Origin of the sequence: Streptomyces wuyuanensis (genome assembly GCF_900103455.1) — a bacterium.
In the GTDB taxonomy this organism is placed as follows: Bacteria; Actinomycetota; Actinomycetes; order Streptomycetales; family Streptomycetaceae; genus Streptomyces; species Streptomyces wuyuanensis.
Map to the genome: position 1 here is coordinate 194,976 of NZ_FNHI01000002.1, position 16,608 is coordinate 211,583.

Sequence of the window (16,608 nt, forward strand, 5' to 3'; positions counted from 1 at the left end):
TTGGGGAGGAGGTACGGAACGGTGGCCACCGCTGGCCCAAAGCTGGTCCAGACCAATCGGGTTGTCAAGACCTCTGGCGGAAGCCCGTATACAAAAGGGCCCGGTCCCCACGGGACCGGGCTCTCGCCCTCCTGCCGCCACGCGCTCCTCAGGCGTCCTCCTGCAACCGGTCCGCCGCGTATCCGGCGACACACCCCAGCACCAGCACGGCGTTCGACATCAGCAGCCCCTCGGCGGACAGCCGCTCCCACTGGAGCCCCATGTTCAGCAGCTGGGCCGCGATCGGCACCGCGAGAGCCGCCGTCAGATGCCACGGCACCGAGTCCCGGTACGGGACGCGGTGGATCCGTGCCGCCGCCCAGACGGCGAGCGCGACGCACAACGCGTTCGGCAGATGGATCAGCAACAGCCGCCCGCCGAACGTCTCCATCCGCGACGGGGTCGCCACGTGCTCGTACACCACCGTCGCCTGCACGTACTCCGTGAAGAGCAGGACGACGACACCGGCCGCCCAGGCCCGCGCCAGCGCGAACAGCGCCGCTCCGCGTCCCTCGTCGCCCCGGGTGGACGCCCCTGGATAGCCGTACCTCGTCATCGTCCTCCGCCTCCCGTCAGCAGCCCACCGCGCAGTGCGCCGGACACCGGCCCTACCCGACCGCGACCGACTCGACGATCTTCTTGAGATCGTCGTCGGCGAGCCGTCCCTTCACCGCGTCGACACGCACGGCGTACGCCTTCCTGGCCGTGTCCAGACCCGTGACGATCACCCCCCGGACCCGGTCGGGCCCCCTCGTGAACTCGAAGTCGATCCGCCGCGCCTCCTGCCGGCCCTCGGGGCCGGCGACGGTGATCTTCCTCTGCCCCTTGAGCGTGGAGCCGAGCGCGATCCCGGCCTCGGCGCCGATGGCCGCCTCCTCCGCGGAGTCCGCCTCGGTGAAACCGAGCTGCACGGTGATCGTCCCGACGGCCCGGCCGCCCTCGGTCAGGGTCGCCGCGGCCGCGTTGAACCTGCTGCGCTCGGCCTCGCCCTGCTCCTTGAACACGGGCGGGTGCGCGACCGTGACGGACGGCGTCTCCAGCGTCCCCCAGCCCTCCGGCGTGACCGCCGCCCCCTGGTCCGACCCGCATCCGGCGAGGGCGAGCAGGGCGACGGCCGCGGCCAGCCGACCGCCGGTCCGCCGGACGAAGCGGCGGCCGCGCCCGGCCGCGCCCGGCGCGCCCTGGACCCGCCCGCTCGTGCCCCCCTGCGTGCCCATGGCCTCGGTGCTCCTGTCGCCGGGATCAGTTCGCACAGTAGCTGTACGGGACATAGCTCCGACTGCCTCCCTGCGGTGCCCCCAGGAACTCCGCGTCATCGAGGATCTCCTCCTTCCCCTCGGTCGAGACCGAGAAGCCCAGGCTCAGTCCCAGGTTCAGCTCGAAGCCGTACTCCGCCGCATCGGTCAGACCCGTGTACGTCGTGCGGCTCGACAAGCCCTCGTCGAACAGCAGCCGGCCGAACGGGTCGTCGGCGCCCGGCCGCTCCGTCGGAGCGTGGCCGTCAAACATGTAACCGAACGGCGCCGCGTACTGACCGTTCCCGTCCAGCCACTGCCGGGCGATCGCGCGCTGCATCGCCCCCTCGGCGCCGGGCGGAACGACGATCGAGTTGGTGACCACCTCGATGCCCGTCTCCTGGTCGGTGCCCTTGACCGAACCGCTTCCGCCGCGCTTGTCGTCGCCGTCCCCGCCGTTGTCGCCGCCGACCTTCACCCCGTCCTTCGTGGCGCCCCTCTCGACCGTGCGCGTCATGTCGATCCGCAGCAGTTCACCCGTCTCCTTGTCGTGGGTGACGGTGATGGTCCCCGTCTGCGTGGTGGACGCGGAGGCCTCACCGCCGAGGGGCCCGGCCTCGTACCCGACCTTCGTGCCGTACTCGACCGACGCGCTGTAGGTGTAGGACTTGGTGCCCTTGAAGTCGTTGTCGGTCCAGGTCGCCTCGGGGGAGAACCTGAAGTTCCCGCCCAGTGCGGCGCTCAGCTTCCGCTCGTCGCCGGGCGACAGCTTCAGGCCGCCCGCGGCGCTCGCCTCGATGCCGACCTTGCCGTGGCTGATGTGCCGGTCGCCCAGCTGCTCCTCGATGCGGTCGCGCAGCCTCTCCTCCTCGGCCATGGGGCCCTTGCCGAAGAGATAGAGGATGCTGTTGCCCAGACCGCCGCCCCGGGCGTTGGAGTGCCGGTTGGCCAGCTCGTACGTCTTCAGGCTCTCGAGGTCGTCGCGGAACGCCTTCGCGTCCGCCTCGCTGTCGAACACCCAGGTGTCCCCGTTGGTGACCTTGATCCCGGCCCCCAGCTCGACCTTGTCCGAGCCGAACCGCCCGACCTTGGCGCCCGGTTTCCAGTCCTTCTTGGCGGCGATCGAGGCGGCGTCCGTGAACGTCATCAGCACCTGCTGGTCGTTCTCGTCGACCGTGCCGTCCTTGTTGACGTCGGTCTTCGAGCGGAACGTCTGCTGCTGGAAGCCGTACTCCTCGCCCCACTCGATGAACAGCAGCTTGCCCTTGGCGCCGGCCTTGTCGCTGACCGAGGAGATCTGGCACAGCGCGGGCTCGTAGTCGGCGTCGGTGCCGGGAGCCGCCTCGTCCCCGCCCGGTGCGGCGCAGGAGCCGCCGAAGGTGACCAGACAGCGCAGCCTGTCGGCGATGGTCCCGTCGATGCCGGTGCCGACGAGGGCGCCGACGACGGCGGCGGACACGACGATCACGCCCACGTACTCCGAGGCTGCGGCCCCCCGGTCGCGCGGGCGCCGGCCGCGTCTGCGCGGCGGAGGTATGTGCCCTTCCCGTCCCATGTCCGTCCCCCTCTGGCCCTCTGACCCACTGGCCCGTCGGCGCTCGCGCAGTCGGACCGCCGCTCTCACGACCGGAACCGGACGGTACGGATGCCGGGCGCCCGGGGCGTGGGCCCTGGGGCCCCATTCCGGGCCCAGACGGCGGGTTGGGCCCCCGCGTCGCCCATCGGAGTACCGAGGACGGGACTTGCGCGGGTGGGCGACGTGCGACGCGAAGTCCGGGCCGCGCGAAAAGCGGAGGAACGATTCGTGAAATCGCCTCTCTGATACAGGAGTTAACCTCTGGCGGCTTCGTCCGCTTTGACCGGTGAGCATTGCGTGAGGGTTGCACTGCCGGGTACCGAAAGCTGTTCTCTGAACCTGTCGGACGTGGATAAAGTGCTGATGCAGGAGAAGCACGAAGAGCAGGGGAACTGCGGTCGCCGTCGCTGCGTCGGCCGGAGCCGAACGGGGAATCAGCGTGCCGACCGCGATTGCTGTGACCAGCGCCGACCTGGTGCTGCCGCCGACGGACAGCCATACGCCCACCGCGGCGCTGCTGCACGCGCCGGACACCCAGCCGCTGGACGCGGCGCTCGCCGACATGCAGGTCCTGGTGGAGCAGAACGGCTATGTGATCGCCCTCTACCCCGCCTCCATCCCCGCCGCCCACGAGCGCAGACTGCACACGGTCCGCTCCGTCCTGGAGAGCGACCGGATCGCCCTGCTGAAGCTCGATCTCCCGCCGCTCGGGGTGTCCGTGCTGGTCCGGCAGCTGCGCCAGCTGTCCGTCTGCGACTTCAGCGCCGGAGTGGTCGCCTCGGCCGCCCGGCTGCTCTCCCACTACATCCACGCGGGCGCCCTGCTCAACTCGGTCACCAAGCTCGACCGCGTCCCCGTCAGCCTCAAGTCCCACGCCAAGTCCTGGGTCCCCGGCTCGCAGTTCGGCGTCGTCGCGAACCCCGGCCCCCAGCTGGTCAGGATCGGCCACGGCGAGCTGACCGGCCCCGAGTTCGCCACCCAGCTCCTCGTGGCGAAAGGGCAGCTGCAGTCGGAATGGGTGAATGCGACCCTCGCGCCCGCATGGCAGGTCCAGGGAATCCAGGAGACCGCGCTGCCCGCCGATTCCCCGCGGTGGTGGGGCACTCCACGGATGATCGAATTCGCCGCCTTTCTCCCCGACATCTCCGTGATCTATCAGCTGGTTTCGTCGGTACGACGGGAGGCGTGCACCTGGTGCGGCATCGAACTCATCGGTGACCGCTGCGGCTTCTGTTCGGCACCACTCGCCCCGGCCGAGAACCGAACGCCCTCCGCAGGTGTCCTAGGCGAAGGAACACCGATGCACCACGGGTCGTAATGCGCCGCCGATGCGGTGGGCGCGGACCGATGGCGGCCCGGCCGTATGCGCGCCCCACCGCACGTACCAGTCCGCTCATCAGCCCACGTCTTCCATCGAGGTTGCCCCGCTCATGAATTCACGCCAACGCCGCGGCATCATCCTGCTGCTCCTCTCGGTCCTGTGCGCCTTCGGCGCGTTCGCCGGCGTGCTCTCGGTGATCGGCGACGTGAATTCCAAGGTCGGGCCGGAGGTCGCCGCCTACCGCGTCAAGTCCGGCGTCGCTCCCTACCAGGCACTGCAGCCGAACCAGTTCGAGAAGATCACCATGCCCAAGCGCTGGCTCTCCGAGAACGCGGTGACCGACGTCTCGGTCGTCGACGGAAAGGTGGCCGTCACCCAGCTCAAGAAGGGCTCGCTGCTCCAGGACGACATGTTCGTCAAGCGCCCGGCCCTCGACCGCGACGAGCAGGAGATAGCCATCATGATCGACGCCGCCACGGGAGTGGCGGGCAAGATCAGAGCGGGAGACTCCGTCAACATCTACGCCACCTTCGCCGGCGACGACCAGGGCGGAGCGAAGGCGCAGTCCCGCGTCATCGTCCCCAACGCCCGGGTGATCGACGTGGGCCGGCTCACCGCGCTCGAGCCCAAGGAGGACGACAGGCGGGGCTCCCTGCGCGAGGCCGTCCCGATCACCTTCGCGCTGACCACCAAGGACGCCCAGCGTGTCGCGTACGCCGAGTCGTTCGCGGTGAACGTGCGGCTCGCGCTGCTCGCCGACGGCGGTTCGACCCAACTGCGCCCGGGGGAGGGTACCTACACCCTCGAAGGGGACAAGTGAGAGACGGATGACGACCAGAATCCTCCCGGCCGTCGGTGACGCCGACGCCGCCCGATCCATCACCACGCTGCTCAGCCAGCTCCCGGAAGCGGAGCCGGCGGGGCCGGTCGGTGACTCGACATCGCTGATCGACACCCTGGCGAGGCTCGCCGCGGAGTCCGTGGACGAGCTCCCGGAGGTCGTCCTGGTCCACGAGCGGATCGGTCCGGTGCCGGCACTCGAACTGATCCGGGAGGTCGCCCTGCGCTTCCCCGCGGTCGGGGTCGTTCTGGTCACCGCCGACGCGAGCCCCGGCCTGTACTCGGCGGCGATGGACTCCGGCGCGCGCGGATTGGTCGGGCTGCCCCTCTCCTACGAGGAGCTGGCCCAGCGGGTGCAGGCCGCGGCCGCGTGGTCCGTCGGCGTACGGCGCCATCTGGGCTCCGGCGGCGATGTGTTCACCGGGCCGGGCGGGACGGTGGTCACGGTCAGCGGTGCCAAGGGAGGCGTCGGCACCACGCTCACCGCCGTCCAGCTCGCCCTCGCCGCACGGGCCAGCGGTATGACCGTCGCCCTCGCCGACCTCGACCTGCAGTCGGGCGACGTCGCCTCGTACCTGGACGTCCAGTTCCGGCGCTCGATCGTCGACCTGGCCGGCATCCAGGACATCTCGCCGCGCGTGCTCCAGGACGCGGTCTACGCCCACGAGACGGGGATAGGGCTGCTGCTCGCCCCCGGCGAGGGCGAGCGCGGCGAGGAGGTCACCGACCGCTCGGTGCGCCAGATCGTCAGCGCGCTGCGGAACCGCTACGAGGTCGTGGTCGTCGACTGCGGCAGCTACATGAACGGCGCCAACGCGGCGGCGATCGAGATGGCCGACACGACGCTGCTCGTCACCACACCGGACGTGGTCGCCGTACGCGCGGCCAAGCGCATGGTCAGGCTCTGGGACCGACTCCAGATCCGCAAGGCGGAGGAGACGGTGACCGTCGTCAACCGCTACATGCGCAACACGGAGATACAGCCTCCGCTCGTCGAGCGGATCACCTCCACCCGGGTCTCCCGGGTCGTGATCCCCGCCAACTTCAAGGAACTGCAGGCCCTCGTGGACGCCGGCCGAATGCAGGACCTCGAGGCCAAGTCCACCGTCAAGCAGGCGCTGTGGGGGCTGGCGGGAGAGCTGGGGATCGTGAAGACGAATGAAGCACCCCAGAAGCAGGGCAAGTTGAGGAGCGACCGGGGTGCTCTGGGCATCCGCAGAAGGTCCTGAGGACCGGAGAAGCCGAGGGGGCGAGTTGAAGCGATGCACAGCGTGGCAGGTACGGACTGGAGGGTTACCGACGGGCGCGGTGCCGACGGGCGCGGCGACGGCGTGCGGGCCGCCGGGACGCGGGTGACCGGCCGGAGGCACACCGCCGGGGGAGGCGCCGGCAGCCGGAGGACCTTCTTCGGGGAGGACCGCGGTCAGACCGCGGTGGAGTTCACCGGAATGGTGCCGATCATCCTGGCGACGCTGATCCTGCTCTGGCAGGCGGCGCTCGTCGGCTACTCGTTCTCGCTCGCGGGGAACTCCGCGGACGAGGGCGCCCGGGCGGGCGCCGCGGCGGGCTGGGGCGCGGCCGTGCAGGTCTGCGAGCAGGCGGCGCGGAAGAACCTGCCGGACTCCTGGGAGGCCGAGATCAGCTGCCCGCCGGGCGGTGGGGACCTGTACGACGTGGAGGTGGATGTCGTCGTCCCGGTCCTCTACCCGGGCTTCATCGACTTCTCGTTCACCGCACCCGGGCGGGCCTCCGCCGTGTGGGAGGGCTGAACCATGCGGAAGCGCATCTCCCGGCGGCGGCACGGTGCACGCGGGCGCGGCGACCGGGGCCAGACCGCGATCGAGTACCTCGGCTGGATCCCCATCCTGCTGCTGATCGCACTCGCCGCGATCCAGCTCGGCATCGCCGTGTACGCGGTGCAGCAGGCGGGGACGGCGGCACGGGCGGCGGCACGGACCGTGTCGATCGACAACGGGAGCGGAGTGCAGGGCGGGAAGGCGGCGATGAGCGACTGGCTGGCCGAGGGGACGGAGATCGACGTCGAACCGGCCGGTGACGAGGTGACCGCCACCGCGCGCGTCGACATCCCCGCCCTCATCCCGGTCTTCGACTTCGGCCGGGCCACCCGCTCCGCGACCATGCCCGTCACCGATCGCTGACCGGCCGGCACCGGCACCCGGGCCCCGCCGGTCCGGTCAACCCCTTCGAAGGAGTCGAGCACATGAGCCTCCGGGCGCGCATCAACAATCCCGAGCCGAGCCCCGGCCAGGGCTCGGACAGCCAGCTCGTCGGGATCTACCGCGCCAAGCTCCTGGAGGAGATCGACCTCGCCGAGATGTCCACGCTGCAGGCCGCCGAGCGGCGGGCGCGGCTGGAGCGGGTGCTGGGCCACATCATCAGCCGCGAGGGACCGGTGCTCTCCTCGGTCGAGCGCTCGCAGCTCATCCGCCGGGTCGTGGACGAGGCCCTGGGCCTCGGCATTCTGGAGCCACTGCTGGAGGACGCATCCATCAGCGAGATCATGGTGAACGGGCCCGAGCAGGTGTTCGTCGAGCGCCGTGGCCGGCTGGAACTGCTGCCCATGCGGTTCAGCTCGAACGAGCAGCTCATGCAGACCATCGAACGCATCGTCTCGACCGTCAACCGCCGCGTGGACGAGGCCAATCCGATGGTGGACGCCCGGCTTCCCAGCGGCGAGCGCGTCAACGTGATCATCCCGCCGCTGTCGCTCAGCGGCCCGATCCTCACGATCCGGCGCTTCCCCCGCGCGTTCACGCTGCGCGAGATGATCGAACTCGGCTCCCTGGACGAGCAGATGACGATGCTGCTCTCGGGCCTCGTCCGGGCGAAGTTCAACGTGATCGTCTCCGGGGCCACCGGCACGGGCAAGACCACGCTGCTCAACGCGCTGTCGGGCCTCATCCCCGACGGGGAGCGGATCGTCACCATCGAGGACTCGGCGGAGCTCCAGCTCCAGCAGAACCATGTGATCACACTGGAGAGCCGGCCCGCCAACGTCGAGGGCAAGGGGCGGATCACCATCCGCGACCTGGTCCGCAACTCGCTGCGCATGCGCCCCGACCGCATCATCGTCGGTGAGGTCCGCGGCGGCGAAACGCTTGACATGCTCCAGGCAATGTCGACAGGCCACGACGGCTCCCTCGCCACCGTCCACGCCAACAGCGCCGAGGACGCGCTGATGCGCCTGCAGACCCTCGGCTCCATGTCCGAGGTCGAGATCCCCTTCGTGGCGATCAAGGACCAGATCAACAGCGCCGTCGACGTGATCGTCCAGCTCACCCGGCACGCCGACGGCTCCCGCAGGATCACCGAGATCGCGATCGTGGACTCCCACGGCAGGGAGGAGTACCGCATCGTCACGGTCTGCCGGTTCAACGCCCGGCCGATGTCCGCCGACGGTCTGATCCACGGCTCCTTCGAATACCTTCCCCTGCCGCGCCGGGTCGCCGAGCGGCTCTACATGAAGAACGAGCCGATCCCGCCGGCCTTCGGCGTCGCCGACTCGGAGGACCAGCTCACACTGCGCGGGGCGGTGGCATGAGCACCCTGAGCCCGGCAGACACAGGCACCGTCCCCGACCGCGACAGAAGGTTCAGCCCGTGGCCAATCTCCCGCTCCTGACGATCGGCGTCACCCTGCTCGCCTGCGTCCTCGGCGTCGTCGGTGTGCACATCTACTCCTCGGGCAAGGCCCAGCGGCAGGCGCTCGTCGACCGTATGTCCCAGACCGGCCAGATCGCCCTCCCCACGGGCCGGCGGCGCCGCTTCCGCGGGGTGGACCGGAGGCTGCGCGGCACCGGTCTCGGCAAGCGGATCGAACGCAAGATCGCCACGACCGGCCTGGACCTCACCCCGGGCGAGTACGTCGTGTACGTGATCGGGGCCCTGCTCGCCGTCTACTTCACCATCGGGGCCGTCTTCGCACCGTTCTTCGGCGTCCTGGCCGCCGTCATCGGCCTCTGGGGCGCCAACGCCTTCCTCAACTGGCAACGGGCCAAGCGGACCGAGGCGTTCATCAACCAGCTCCCCGAGTTCACCCGTGTGCTCGCCAACGCCACCCAGGCCGGGCTCGCGATGCGCACCGCGCTCGCCATGGCCGCCGAGGAACTGGACGATCCGGCGGGCGAAGAGCTGATGCGCGTCGCCGACCAGCTCGCCGTCGGCCACACCCTGGACGACGCGCTGGGCGAGCTCGCGGAGCGCCTGCCGTCCCGCGAGCTGGTCGTCCTCGTCACCACCCTCGTCCTGTCCAACCGGGCCGGCGGCCAGGTCGTCAGCTCGCTGCGGAACCTGACCGAGACGCTGGAGGAACGCAAGGAGACCAGGCGCGAGGTCACGACCCTGCTCTCCCAGGTGAAGGTGACCGCGCTCGCCGTTCCGCTGCTCGGCCTCAGCTTCCTTCTGATGATCAACGCCATACGTCCGGGCGCCCTGGACAAGATGACCGCCTCGGTCGTCGGCCAGTTCGCCGTCGTCATCGCCTTCGGCATGTACGCCGTCGGCTTCTTCCTCATCCGCCGCATGTCCCGGATCCGGGTCTGAGGAACGGACGAAGGGAACAGGGGGACACGCCATGGGACTTCTTCTGGCAGCCGCCGTCGGCCTCGCGGTGTACGGGGCCTTCCACGGCGTCCGGATGTACCGGGCCGACGCCAAACTGCCCGGCGACCTCGCGGTCGCACTCGAGGTCGGCTCGACCCGCACCACCGCGGTCGGCTCCGGCATCGACCGCATGGGCATGCGCTTCGCGCCGACCGTGCTCTCCATGATGGGAGCGAAGCGCGTCGACGCCCTGCGCCGCAGGCTCGACATGGCGGGCAACCCCGGCGGTATGACCGTCGACCGCTACGCGGCCCGCCGCGCCGTCTACGGGATGCTCGGCGCGGCCGCCGCCTTCTCGCTGATCCTGCGCGGGCAGGCGGTCATCGGCCTGATCGCGCTGGTGTACGGGCTCGTCTGGACGGACGTCGTCCTGCGCGCCGCCATCCGCCGCCGCCGCAACGACATCGAACGCACCCTGCCCGACTTCCTCGACGTCCTCGCCGTCGTCGTCTCCGCGGGACTCGGCTTCCGGCAGGCCCTGGAGCGGGTCGCCGAGAAGTACAAGGGTCCCTGGGCCGACGAACTCCGCATCACCCTCCGCCAGATGGACATGGGCGTCAGCCGCCGTGAGGCGTTCGAGCAGCTGCGGAAGCGGAACTCATCCGAGCAGGTGTCGATGTTCGTCACGGCCCTCCAGCAGGGGGAGGAACTCGGCGCTCCCATCGTCGACACGCTCATCCAGATCGCGACGGACATGCGGCGCACGGACGCGCAGAACGCCAGGCGCTCCGCATCCAAGGCCGTCCCCAAGACGACGCTCGTGGTCACGATGGTCATGCTCCCCGCGACCATGATCCTCATCGTCATGAGCTTCTACTACGGATCCGGCGTCGACTTCGCCGACATCCTGAGCGGCGGCTGACCGCCCCGCGCGACGGGGCACCCCTGGACCCGTCGGCAGCACGGCCACGACAGCGCGGGAAACGTACGGGCAGACCACGACGACCACGACAGCGCGAGCGACCGGAACAGGAGGTGACCCACATGGGCATGAGGATCCCCGCCTTACGAGGCGGCGGCAGCACCGGAGGACCCCGCGGCGGAACCGGCGACGGCCCGCGCGGCACGGCCGCCGGCGACATCCGGGGCGGCATCGGCGGGGGAATGCCGGCGCAGGCCGCTGCCGCCGCGGCCCGGAACGTGCCGTCGCTGCCCATCCAGGTCAACGCCCTCCAGGCGCTCTGCCGGCAGGTGTTCGGCTTCCGGCTGGCGACGATCGCGCTGGCCGCGCCGTTCGCCCTGGACAACACCCGGCCGGGCCTCGGCACCTGGCTGGTCGGCTCCGCCGTGATCGTCACCTTCATGGTGTCGTACATCCCCCTGCGGGACTGGGAGCGCTTCGGGCCGTTCCTGCTCAGGCATCCCGCACTCCTCGCGGTGGACTCGTTCTTCGGCGCGCTGCTCCTGGCGACCGCGTCCCCCGAGTCGATCCTCGCGTACGTCACGCTCTGCACCCCGCTGCTCGCCGGGCTCGTCTACGGCTGGCGCGGTGCCGCCGTCTTCGCCGTGCTCCAGTCGCTCATCATCGGCGGCGCGTTCGCCGTCAATCCGGACGTGAACGCCGGACTCGGCGATCTGCTGCTCCCCGGGCTGTGCGTCATCGCGGGCGCGGTCGGCAGCACCCTGCGCAACCTCATGCTCGGCTTCGGCACCGCCACCCAGGCCCTCACCGAGGCCCGTGCCCGGCTCGCCGTCAACGAGGCGGTGGAGGGGGAGCGCGCCCGCCTCGCCCGGGAGATGCACGACTCGGTGGCCAAGACGCTCCACGGGCTGGCGCTGGCCGCGGACGGACTGGCCGGTTCCGCGGACCGCATGGACCCGCTCACCGTCAAGCACCAGGCGGAACTCGTCGCCCGCTCGGCCCGCCGGGCCGCCGCCGAGTCCCGCGAGCTGCTGTCCGACCTCCGCAGACAGTCCGGCCTGGACGGCGGCGTCGACGTCCTGTCCGAACTGTCGGCCCGTACCGAGGACTTCGCACGGCGGCACGAGGTGCAGGCCCGCTTCCGCCGGCTCGGCCAGGCCCCGGTGCCGGCCGTGCCCCAGGTGGTCGCCCGACAGGCGCTGACCATCGCGTCCGAGGCCATGGAGAACGCCCAGCGCCACGGGCGTCCCTCACACCTCGACGTCTCGGCGGGTGTCGTCGGCGACGTACTGCGCATCAGCGTCTACGACGACGGCAAGGGCCTGCCGCCGGGCACCACACTCGACGAACTGCGCCGCGCGGGGCACTTCGGCCTCGTCGGCATGGTCGAACGCGCCGCCTCCGTCGGTGCCCGCATCCGTATCGGACGCGGGCGCCATGCACGGGGAACGGAGGTACGGCTCGAACTGCCGCTGATGGCCATCGCCCCGGCGCCGCTCGGCGCGCTTCCGAGACAGCAGCGGGCGACCCCGCTCCTGAACTGACCCGGTACTCCCTGGTCGACCCCGTCCCCGACCCGAACATCCCCCGATCGACCGACCGTCCCCGACCAGAACACCCGAGCACCCGACCCACTCCGAGAGGAGGCCGCAATCATGCCGGACGACATCTCCCGTGCCTCGGGACAGCAGTGGACGAAGCAACCCCATGTGTCACAGCACACGTCCTCGCATGCCACACCGCTCACGTCCGACCATTCCTCCGGACCGTCCGCCTTCCCCGCTCCCCAAGGACCGGCGGACGCGGCATCCGGTGACTACCCCGCTCTGCCGTCCCCCGTGGCCCCCGCGCCCACGCTCCGGGTGGTCGTCGCCGACGACAACCCGGTCGTACGGGCGGGCCTGACCGTGCTGCTCCAGGGCCGGCAGGACATCCACGTCGTCGCCGAGGCCGCCGACGGCCGCCAGGCCTACGACGCGGCCGTCAAGCACCGGCCGGACGTCGTCCTGCTCGACGTGCGCATGCCCGGTGTCGACGGCATCTCCGCCCTTCCGCACCTGGTGCGTCTCGCCCCCGTGCTGATGATGACGTACAGCCGCGAGAGCGAGATCGTCCACGAGGCTCTGCGCCGCGGCGCCGGCGGCTATCTGGTCCACGGCGAGTTCACGGCGGACCAGCTCGTCGCCGCCGTCCGCGACATCAAGGAAGGCCGCGCGTCGTTCACCTCCTCGGCCTCCAGCGCGCTGCTCGCAACGGTGCGCGGCACCAACGGCTCGCCGGAACAGCCGCCCGCACCCCTGCCGGACGGTCTGGGCACGGCATTCGGAGGTCCGGGACACCAGCCCTCCGTGTCTGCAACCGCACACGACACGGACCGGTCATCTGTCTACACATCATCAACAAATCAGCAGGTGGGCTCAGTTGCCCGTCACCCTGCTCCGCAACAATTCGCTGCACCCTCTTCGCTTTCGCAAGCGAATGTGGCACATTCTTCTGCAGGTCCGGCTCCCTCCGGGACCGCCCCGGGGGCAGGCTCCGGGGGGCTGCTGACCGAGCTGAGCCAACGGGAGGTGGAAGTGATGGACCTGATCGCGTCGGGCATGACGAATCAGCAGATCGCGGCCACCTGCTTCATCAGCCAGAAGACCGTCAAGAACCACATCAACCGCATCTTCGCCAAGCTCGATGCCGGAAGCCGTGGCGAGGCCATCGCCATCTGGCACGGCCTGGCCCGAAGGGGGCCGGCGAGCCATGGCTGACACGACCCGAATCAGCGGGACCGGCGCGCCCACCGGAGCCGCCGCCCCGAGGGCCCAATCCGTGGAATGGGCCCTCGGTTGGGCCCTGAGGCCCATGCCGAGGGGTGTTCTCCCCCCGTACGTTTCTCATGTCGCCAGCGAGACCGGCCAGGAGGAAGCCGGAAGCGCGGGCGGCAGCGATGACTCGTACGAGTCGGCCGGCAAGCGGCCGGCCGGACCAGGAGGGGAACACCATGTCGAACATCACTCTCAAGGCCGCGACCAACGCCCGCGTCTACGTCGGCAGCTGGGCGAAGACGACCGTCGAGGCGATCCAGCGCCGCGGCGACAAGGGCCAGGGTGCCGTCGAGTACGTGGGTGTGATCGTGCTGGTCGCGCTGATCATCGCGGCGCTGGTGGGCTCGGGCGTGGCGGACACCATTGCCACGGGGCTCACCACCAAGGTCGGCGAAATCCTGGGCGGCTGATGCTGCGCAGCTCCCGCGAGAGAGGGCAGGTCGCCCCCGCCTACGTGGTGGTGGTAGCGAGCCTGCTCTTTCTCGCGCTTGCGTTCTTCGCGGTCGGCCAGGCCGGCGCCACACGCAATGGCGCGCAGACGGGCGCCGACGCCGCCGCGCTCGCGGCGGCCAAGCAATCTCGGGACCAGTTCGAGCTGGAGCTGCTGGCGAACCTCAACCCTGCGTTTCTGACGGCGATCTTCAATCTGGGTCAGTTCGGGAGCTTCAGGGGCTGCGAGGCGGCCTATCCCATGGCCCAGCAGAACGACACCGTCGTGAAGGGGCCGGGTGGCTGCAGCCCCGCCTTCAACGGACGTTGGGCCTTCACCGTCGAGGTGCAAACGAGGAAACCGGTCGGGGACACCGTCCTGCCGGGGACCGAGACGAAGAAGGCCACGGCCGAAGCCACGGCCGAACTGGAATCCCGATGTCTCTACAAGCCGGTCCCCAAGCCGCTGGGGACGTTGACGTGCAAGGGGACGGTCCCCTGGCTGGTGGGCGAGGGCCCTCCGCCGGACGGGCCGGACCTCTTCGACATCCGGCTGACCGAGAACTGACCGCGAACGAACGCAGAAGGAATGACACGCATGAGTATCCGGCACGGAGTGACCACACGCAGGGTGGCGACCGCTGCTCTCCTCGCGACAGCGCTCTCCCTTTCGCTCACCGCCTGCGGCGGGGACGAGGGAGGGTCGACGAAGGACAAGGGGAGCAGCTCCGCGCCTGCCGCCACGGGGAACAGCAAGCCTCAGGACGACGGCGGCAACACCGTGCCGGACACCAGCAAGACGCTGGCGACCATCAACGGCAGCAACGGGTTCCAGTTCGTCATCCATGGCGCGAGCCGGGACGAGGGGGGATTCCTCACCGTGACCGGCACGCTCAAGAACACGATGAGTAAGAAGTTGTTCGCTCCCATCCAGTGGAATGGCCAGGAGAGCAACGTCAAGCGCACTGGGCCGTCCCTGGGCGGTACGACCTTGGTGGACAAGGCAGGAAAGAAGCGCTACTACGTGCTCCGCGACACGGACGGATTCCCCCTGACCACGACTGGCATCACCGGCGTGGACGCCGGTGCGGAAGTGGCCGTGTTCGCCCAGTTCCCCGCTCCGCCGGACTCGACCACCCAGGTCGATCTCCAGATCCCCCTCATGCCCACCGCCACGATTGAGATCTCCTGATGACCGTCACCACGCCCCGCTCCCGCAGGGCCGCGGCGTCAGCCCTCGTCGCGGCCGTGCTCGTCGTCAGCATGCAGTTCACCGCCGCCGGAGGCGCCTGGGCGGATGAGACGCCCGCCCCGGGTACGCCGCCGGGTACCGAGTCGACTTCGCCGCCGCCCGAGGTCGACGGGAACTCGCAGGGGCTGAAGCTCCGCGACGGTGCCACTCTCGCGCCCGCCCGGGTGCTCGACATCGTCTCCGTCGTCGAATCCGAGGGCGGCGAGGAGCGCCGTGAGGAGACCAGCTCCAACCTGAAGTTCGCGCTCCAGGCGGAGGTGCTCTTCGGCAAGGACAGCGCCAAGCTGTCCGGTGCCGCCAATGCCCGGATCGCCGAGATCGCGGCGGAGATCCGCAAGCAGGGTGCCAAGAAGGTCCGCGTCTTCGGCTTCACCGACAACCTGGGCTCGTCCGCGCACGGTGACGTGTTGTCCAAGCAGCGGGCGGACGCCGTGCACAAGGTTCTCTCCCAGCAGCTCACGGGTTCGGGAATCAGCTACGAGATCCGTGGCTACGGCGAGCAGTACCCGATCGCGGACAACAGCAGCGAGGAGGGCCGCAAGAAGAACCGCCGGGTGGAGGTCTCCTTCCCGCGCGGCGAAGGCGGCGGCTCGCAGAGCTGAACCCGCGCCAGGAGACGGGGTTTCCCGCGTCTCGAAGTCCCGTGGGCGACGTCGTACGCGACAACGCCCACGGGACTTCCTGCGCCAGGTACCGGTTCCCCCGTTTCCCGCTTCCGGCAGGAATCCTCTCGGCCCTTCTCGCCCTCCCCCCGCGCAGTCGATCCTGCCAACGCCGTGGCTCCGTGCGCATTGCCGACCACCGGCAGTCTTTACGTACCCTTGATGCCGGACCGCCGTTTGCCGGACGAGAGCCGGCTTCGATCTCCGGCACCGGGAAGCGGCATCGGCGGTCTGGGGAACGGGGGGAACTGGTCATGACCGTGCAGGAGACCGCGTCGTATCTGGAGGGGTACGCCGAGGCGCTGGCGGGTGCCTGTGCCACCGGCCGCAGACTCACCCGCGACGAACTGGCCTCCCTGCGCGGCCAGGGAGAACGTACCGCGGAGGCGGGGATCGGACTGCGGTACGGGGCGACGGACGGCGGCCGGGTGGCCGTCGGGCGTGCCCACCCGGGGCGGGAGGGGTCGTCCACTCCTACGAGGAGGCGCTGAACGCCTTGGACCTGGCGGATCGCATGGGCCTGGACGATCCGGTGCTGCACGCCTCCGACCTGCTGGTGTATCCGGTGCTGACCCGAGACCGTCAGGCGATGGCCGACCTGGTGCGGAGCGTCCTCGGCCCGCTCAGACAGGCCCGCGGCGGAGCCCGGCCGCTGCTCGACACGCTCACGGTCTACTTCGACACGGGTTGTGTGGCGGCGGAGGCGGCCCGCCGGCTCAATCTCAGCGTGCGGGCGCTGACGTACCGGCTGGACCGCATCCACAGGCTCACCGGCGCCGACCCGGGCGATGCCGTGCACCGCTACACCCTGCAGACGGCGGTCATCGGCGCGCGCCTCCTGGACTGGCCGCACGAGGAAGTCTGAGGCCGTACCGGAGACGCGGACCCGAGCCGGGAGTCCCGGGCCCGAGCCGACGGGATTCCGGACCCGAGCCGGGGTTCCGGACCGAGCCG

General features: G+C 70.3%; 17 protein-coding genes and 1 pseudogene. 15 read left to right on the top strand and 3 right to left on the bottom strand.

From position 1 onward, the window contains the following. Positions 1 to 148: 148 nt before the first annotated feature. The 3 genes from BLT82_RS03995 to BLT82_RS04005 are packed head-to-tail and all read right to left on the bottom strand — an operon-like array spanning position 149 to position 2,742. Positions 149 to 595, bottom strand: coding sequence for a hypothetical protein (locus tag BLT82_RS03995; protein ID WP_093652399.1), 447 nt, complete (start codon positions 593 to 595; stop codon positions 149 to 151). Between the two features lie 52 nt (positions 596 to 647). Then, positions 648 to 1,256 (bottom strand): hypothetical protein, encoded by a 609-nt coding sequence (locus BLT82_RS04000; protein WP_244291823.1) that lies wholly within the window; start codon positions 1,254 to 1,256, stop codon positions 648 to 650. 25 nt (positions 1,257 to 1,281) lie between these two features. Continuing rightward, on the bottom strand, positions 1,282 to 2,742 hold the full coding sequence (locus BLT82_RS04005) for a hypothetical protein (protein ID WP_244291824.1): 1,461 nt from the start codon (positions 2,740 to 2,742) through the stop codon (positions 1,282 to 1,284). A gap of 565 nt (positions 2,743 to 3,307) precedes the next feature. On the opposite strand from BLT82_RS04005, the gene BLT82_RS04010 reads away from it, so the two are divergent. The 15 genes and pseudogenes from BLT82_RS04010 to BLT82_RS04080 form a co-directional block, all read left to right on the top strand. Beyond that, the gene (locus BLT82_RS04010) at positions 3,308 to 4,168 is read left to right on the top strand and encodes a hypothetical protein (protein WP_093652401.1); all 861 of its coding nucleotides are present in this window, start codon (positions 3,308 to 3,310) and stop codon (positions 4,166 to 4,168) included. 112 nt (positions 4,169 to 4,280) lie between these two features. After that, a complete protein-coding gene (gene cpaB, locus BLT82_RS04015; protein WP_093652402.1) occupies positions 4,281 to 4,991 on the top strand; it encodes a Flp pilus assembly protein CpaB in 711 nt (236 codons plus the stop codon). A gap of 7 nt (positions 4,992 to 4,998) precedes the next feature. Then, on the top strand, positions 4,999 to 6,240 hold the full coding sequence (locus BLT82_RS04020) for a CpaE/TadZ family protein (protein ID WP_093652403.1): 1,242 nt from the start codon (positions 4,999 to 5,001) through the stop codon (positions 6,238 to 6,240). Positions 6,241 to 6,273: 33 nt separating this feature from the next. Then, positions 6,274 to 6,780 (top strand): TadE/TadG family type IV pilus assembly protein, encoded by a 507-nt coding sequence (locus BLT82_RS37735; protein WP_107490229.1) that lies wholly within the window; start codon positions 6,274 to 6,276, stop codon positions 6,778 to 6,780. Positions 6,781 to 6,783: 3 nt separating this feature from the next. Continuing rightward, complete coding sequence (locus BLT82_RS04030) at positions 6,784 to 7,170, top strand: TadE/TadG family type IV pilus assembly protein (RefSeq protein ID WP_093652404.1); 387 nt, start codon at positions 6,784 to 6,786, stop codon at positions 7,168 to 7,170. A gap of 62 nt (positions 7,171 to 7,232) precedes the next feature. Next, positions 7,233 to 8,573 carry a TadA family conjugal transfer-associated ATPase gene (locus tag BLT82_RS04035; RefSeq protein ID WP_093652405.1) on the top strand — a complete coding sequence of 447 codons (1,341 nt, stop codon included), beginning with the start codon at positions 7,233 to 7,235 and terminating at the stop codon, positions 8,571 to 8,573. Positions 8,574 to 8,631: 58 nt separating this feature from the next. Further along, positions 8,632 to 9,573 (top strand): type II secretion system F family protein, encoded by a 942-nt coding sequence (locus tag BLT82_RS04040; protein WP_093652406.1) that lies wholly within the window; start codon positions 8,632 to 8,634, stop codon positions 9,571 to 9,573. 31 nt (positions 9,574 to 9,604) lie between these two features. Then, positions 9,605 to 10,495, top strand: a complete 891-nt coding sequence (locus BLT82_RS04045; protein WP_093652407.1) for a DUF5936 domain-containing protein — start codon at positions 9,605 to 9,607, stop codon at positions 10,493 to 10,495. 242 nt (positions 10,496 to 10,737) lie between these two features. After that, the gene (locus tag BLT82_RS04050; RefSeq protein WP_167745966.1) at positions 10,738 to 12,039 is read left to right on the top strand and encodes a sensor histidine kinase; all 1,302 of its coding nucleotides are present in this window, start codon (positions 10,738 to 10,740) and stop codon (positions 12,037 to 12,039) included. Positions 12,040 to 12,150: 111 nt separating this feature from the next. Then, on the top strand, positions 12,151 to 13,254 hold the full coding sequence (locus BLT82_RS04055) for a response regulator transcription factor (protein ID WP_093652408.1): 1,104 nt from the start codon (positions 12,151 to 12,153) through the stop codon (positions 13,252 to 13,254). 233 nt (positions 13,255 to 13,487) lie between these two features. Continuing rightward, on the top strand, positions 13,488 to 13,721 hold the full coding sequence (locus BLT82_RS04060; RefSeq protein ID WP_093652409.1) for a hypothetical protein: 234 nt from the start codon (positions 13,488 to 13,490) through the stop codon (positions 13,719 to 13,721). After that, entirely contained in the window at positions 13,721 to 14,308 is a 588-nt protein-coding gene (locus tag BLT82_RS04065) for a pilus assembly protein TadG-related protein (protein ID WP_093652410.1), read from the top strand. The genes BLT82_RS04060 and BLT82_RS04065 overlap by 1 nt, the downstream gene beginning before the upstream one ends. A gap of 30 nt (positions 14,309 to 14,338) precedes the next feature. Next, a complete protein-coding gene (locus BLT82_RS04070) occupies positions 14,339 to 14,932 on the top strand; it encodes a hypothetical protein (RefSeq protein ID WP_093652411.1) in 594 nt (197 codons plus the stop codon). Then, positions 14,932 to 15,594, top strand: a complete 663-nt coding sequence (locus BLT82_RS04075; protein WP_093652412.1) for an OmpA family protein — start codon at positions 14,932 to 14,934, stop codon at positions 15,592 to 15,594. Before BLT82_RS04070 ends, BLT82_RS04075 begins: the two co-directional genes overlap by 1 nt. A 464-nt stretch (positions 15,595 to 16,058) precedes the next feature. Then, positions 16,059 to 16,519, top strand: a pseudogene (locus BLT82_RS04080) (PucR family transcriptional regulator); the annotation flags it as partial. Positions 16,520 to 16,608: the final 89 nt, after the last annotated feature.

Coding starts and splice junctions, on each gene's coding strand:
- BLT82_RS04065 (WP_093652410.1), top strand. CDS start 13,721: ATGCTGCGCAGCTCCCGCGAGAGAGGGCAGGTCGCCCCCGCCTACGTG.
- BLT82_RS04055 (WP_093652408.1), top strand. CDS start 12,151: ATGCCGGACGACATCTCCCGTGCCTCGGGACAGCAGTGGACGAAGCAA.
- BLT82_RS03995 (WP_093652399.1), bottom strand. CDS start 595: ATGACGAGGTACGGCTATCCAGGGGCGTCCACCCGGGGCGACGAGGGA.
- BLT82_RS04075 (WP_093652412.1), top strand. CDS start 14,932: ATGACCGTCACCACGCCCCGCTCCCGCAGGGCCGCGGCGTCAGCCCTC.
- BLT82_RS04035 (WP_093652405.1), top strand. CDS start 7,233: ATGAGCCTCCGGGCGCGCATCAACAATCCCGAGCCGAGCCCCGGCCAG.
- BLT82_RS04030 (WP_093652404.1), top strand. CDS start 6,784: ATGCGGAAGCGCATCTCCCGGCGGCGGCACGGTGCACGCGGGCGCGGC.
- BLT82_RS37735 (WP_107490229.1), top strand. CDS start 6,274: ATGCACAGCGTGGCAGGTACGGACTGGAGGGTTACCGACGGGCGCGGT.
- BLT82_RS04070 (WP_093652411.1), top strand. CDS start 14,339: ATGAGTATCCGGCACGGAGTGACCACACGCAGGGTGGCGACCGCTGCT.
- cpaB (WP_093652402.1), top strand. CDS start 4,281: ATGAATTCACGCCAACGCCGCGGCATCATCCTGCTGCTCCTCTCGGTC.
- BLT82_RS04060 (WP_093652409.1), top strand. CDS start 13,488: ATGTCGAACATCACTCTCAAGGCCGCGACCAACGCCCGCGTCTACGTC.
- BLT82_RS04020 (WP_093652403.1), top strand. CDS start 4,999: ATGACGACCAGAATCCTCCCGGCCGTCGGTGACGCCGACGCCGCCCGA.
- BLT82_RS04000 (WP_244291823.1), bottom strand. CDS start 1,256: ATGGGCACGCAGGGGGGCACGAGCGGGCGGGTCCAGGGCGCGCCGGGC.
- BLT82_RS04050 (WP_167745966.1), top strand. CDS start 10,738: ATGCCGGCGCAGGCCGCTGCCGCCGCGGCCCGGAACGTGCCGTCGCTG.
- BLT82_RS04045 (WP_093652407.1), top strand. CDS start 9,605: ATGGGACTTCTTCTGGCAGCCGCCGTCGGCCTCGCGGTGTACGGGGCC.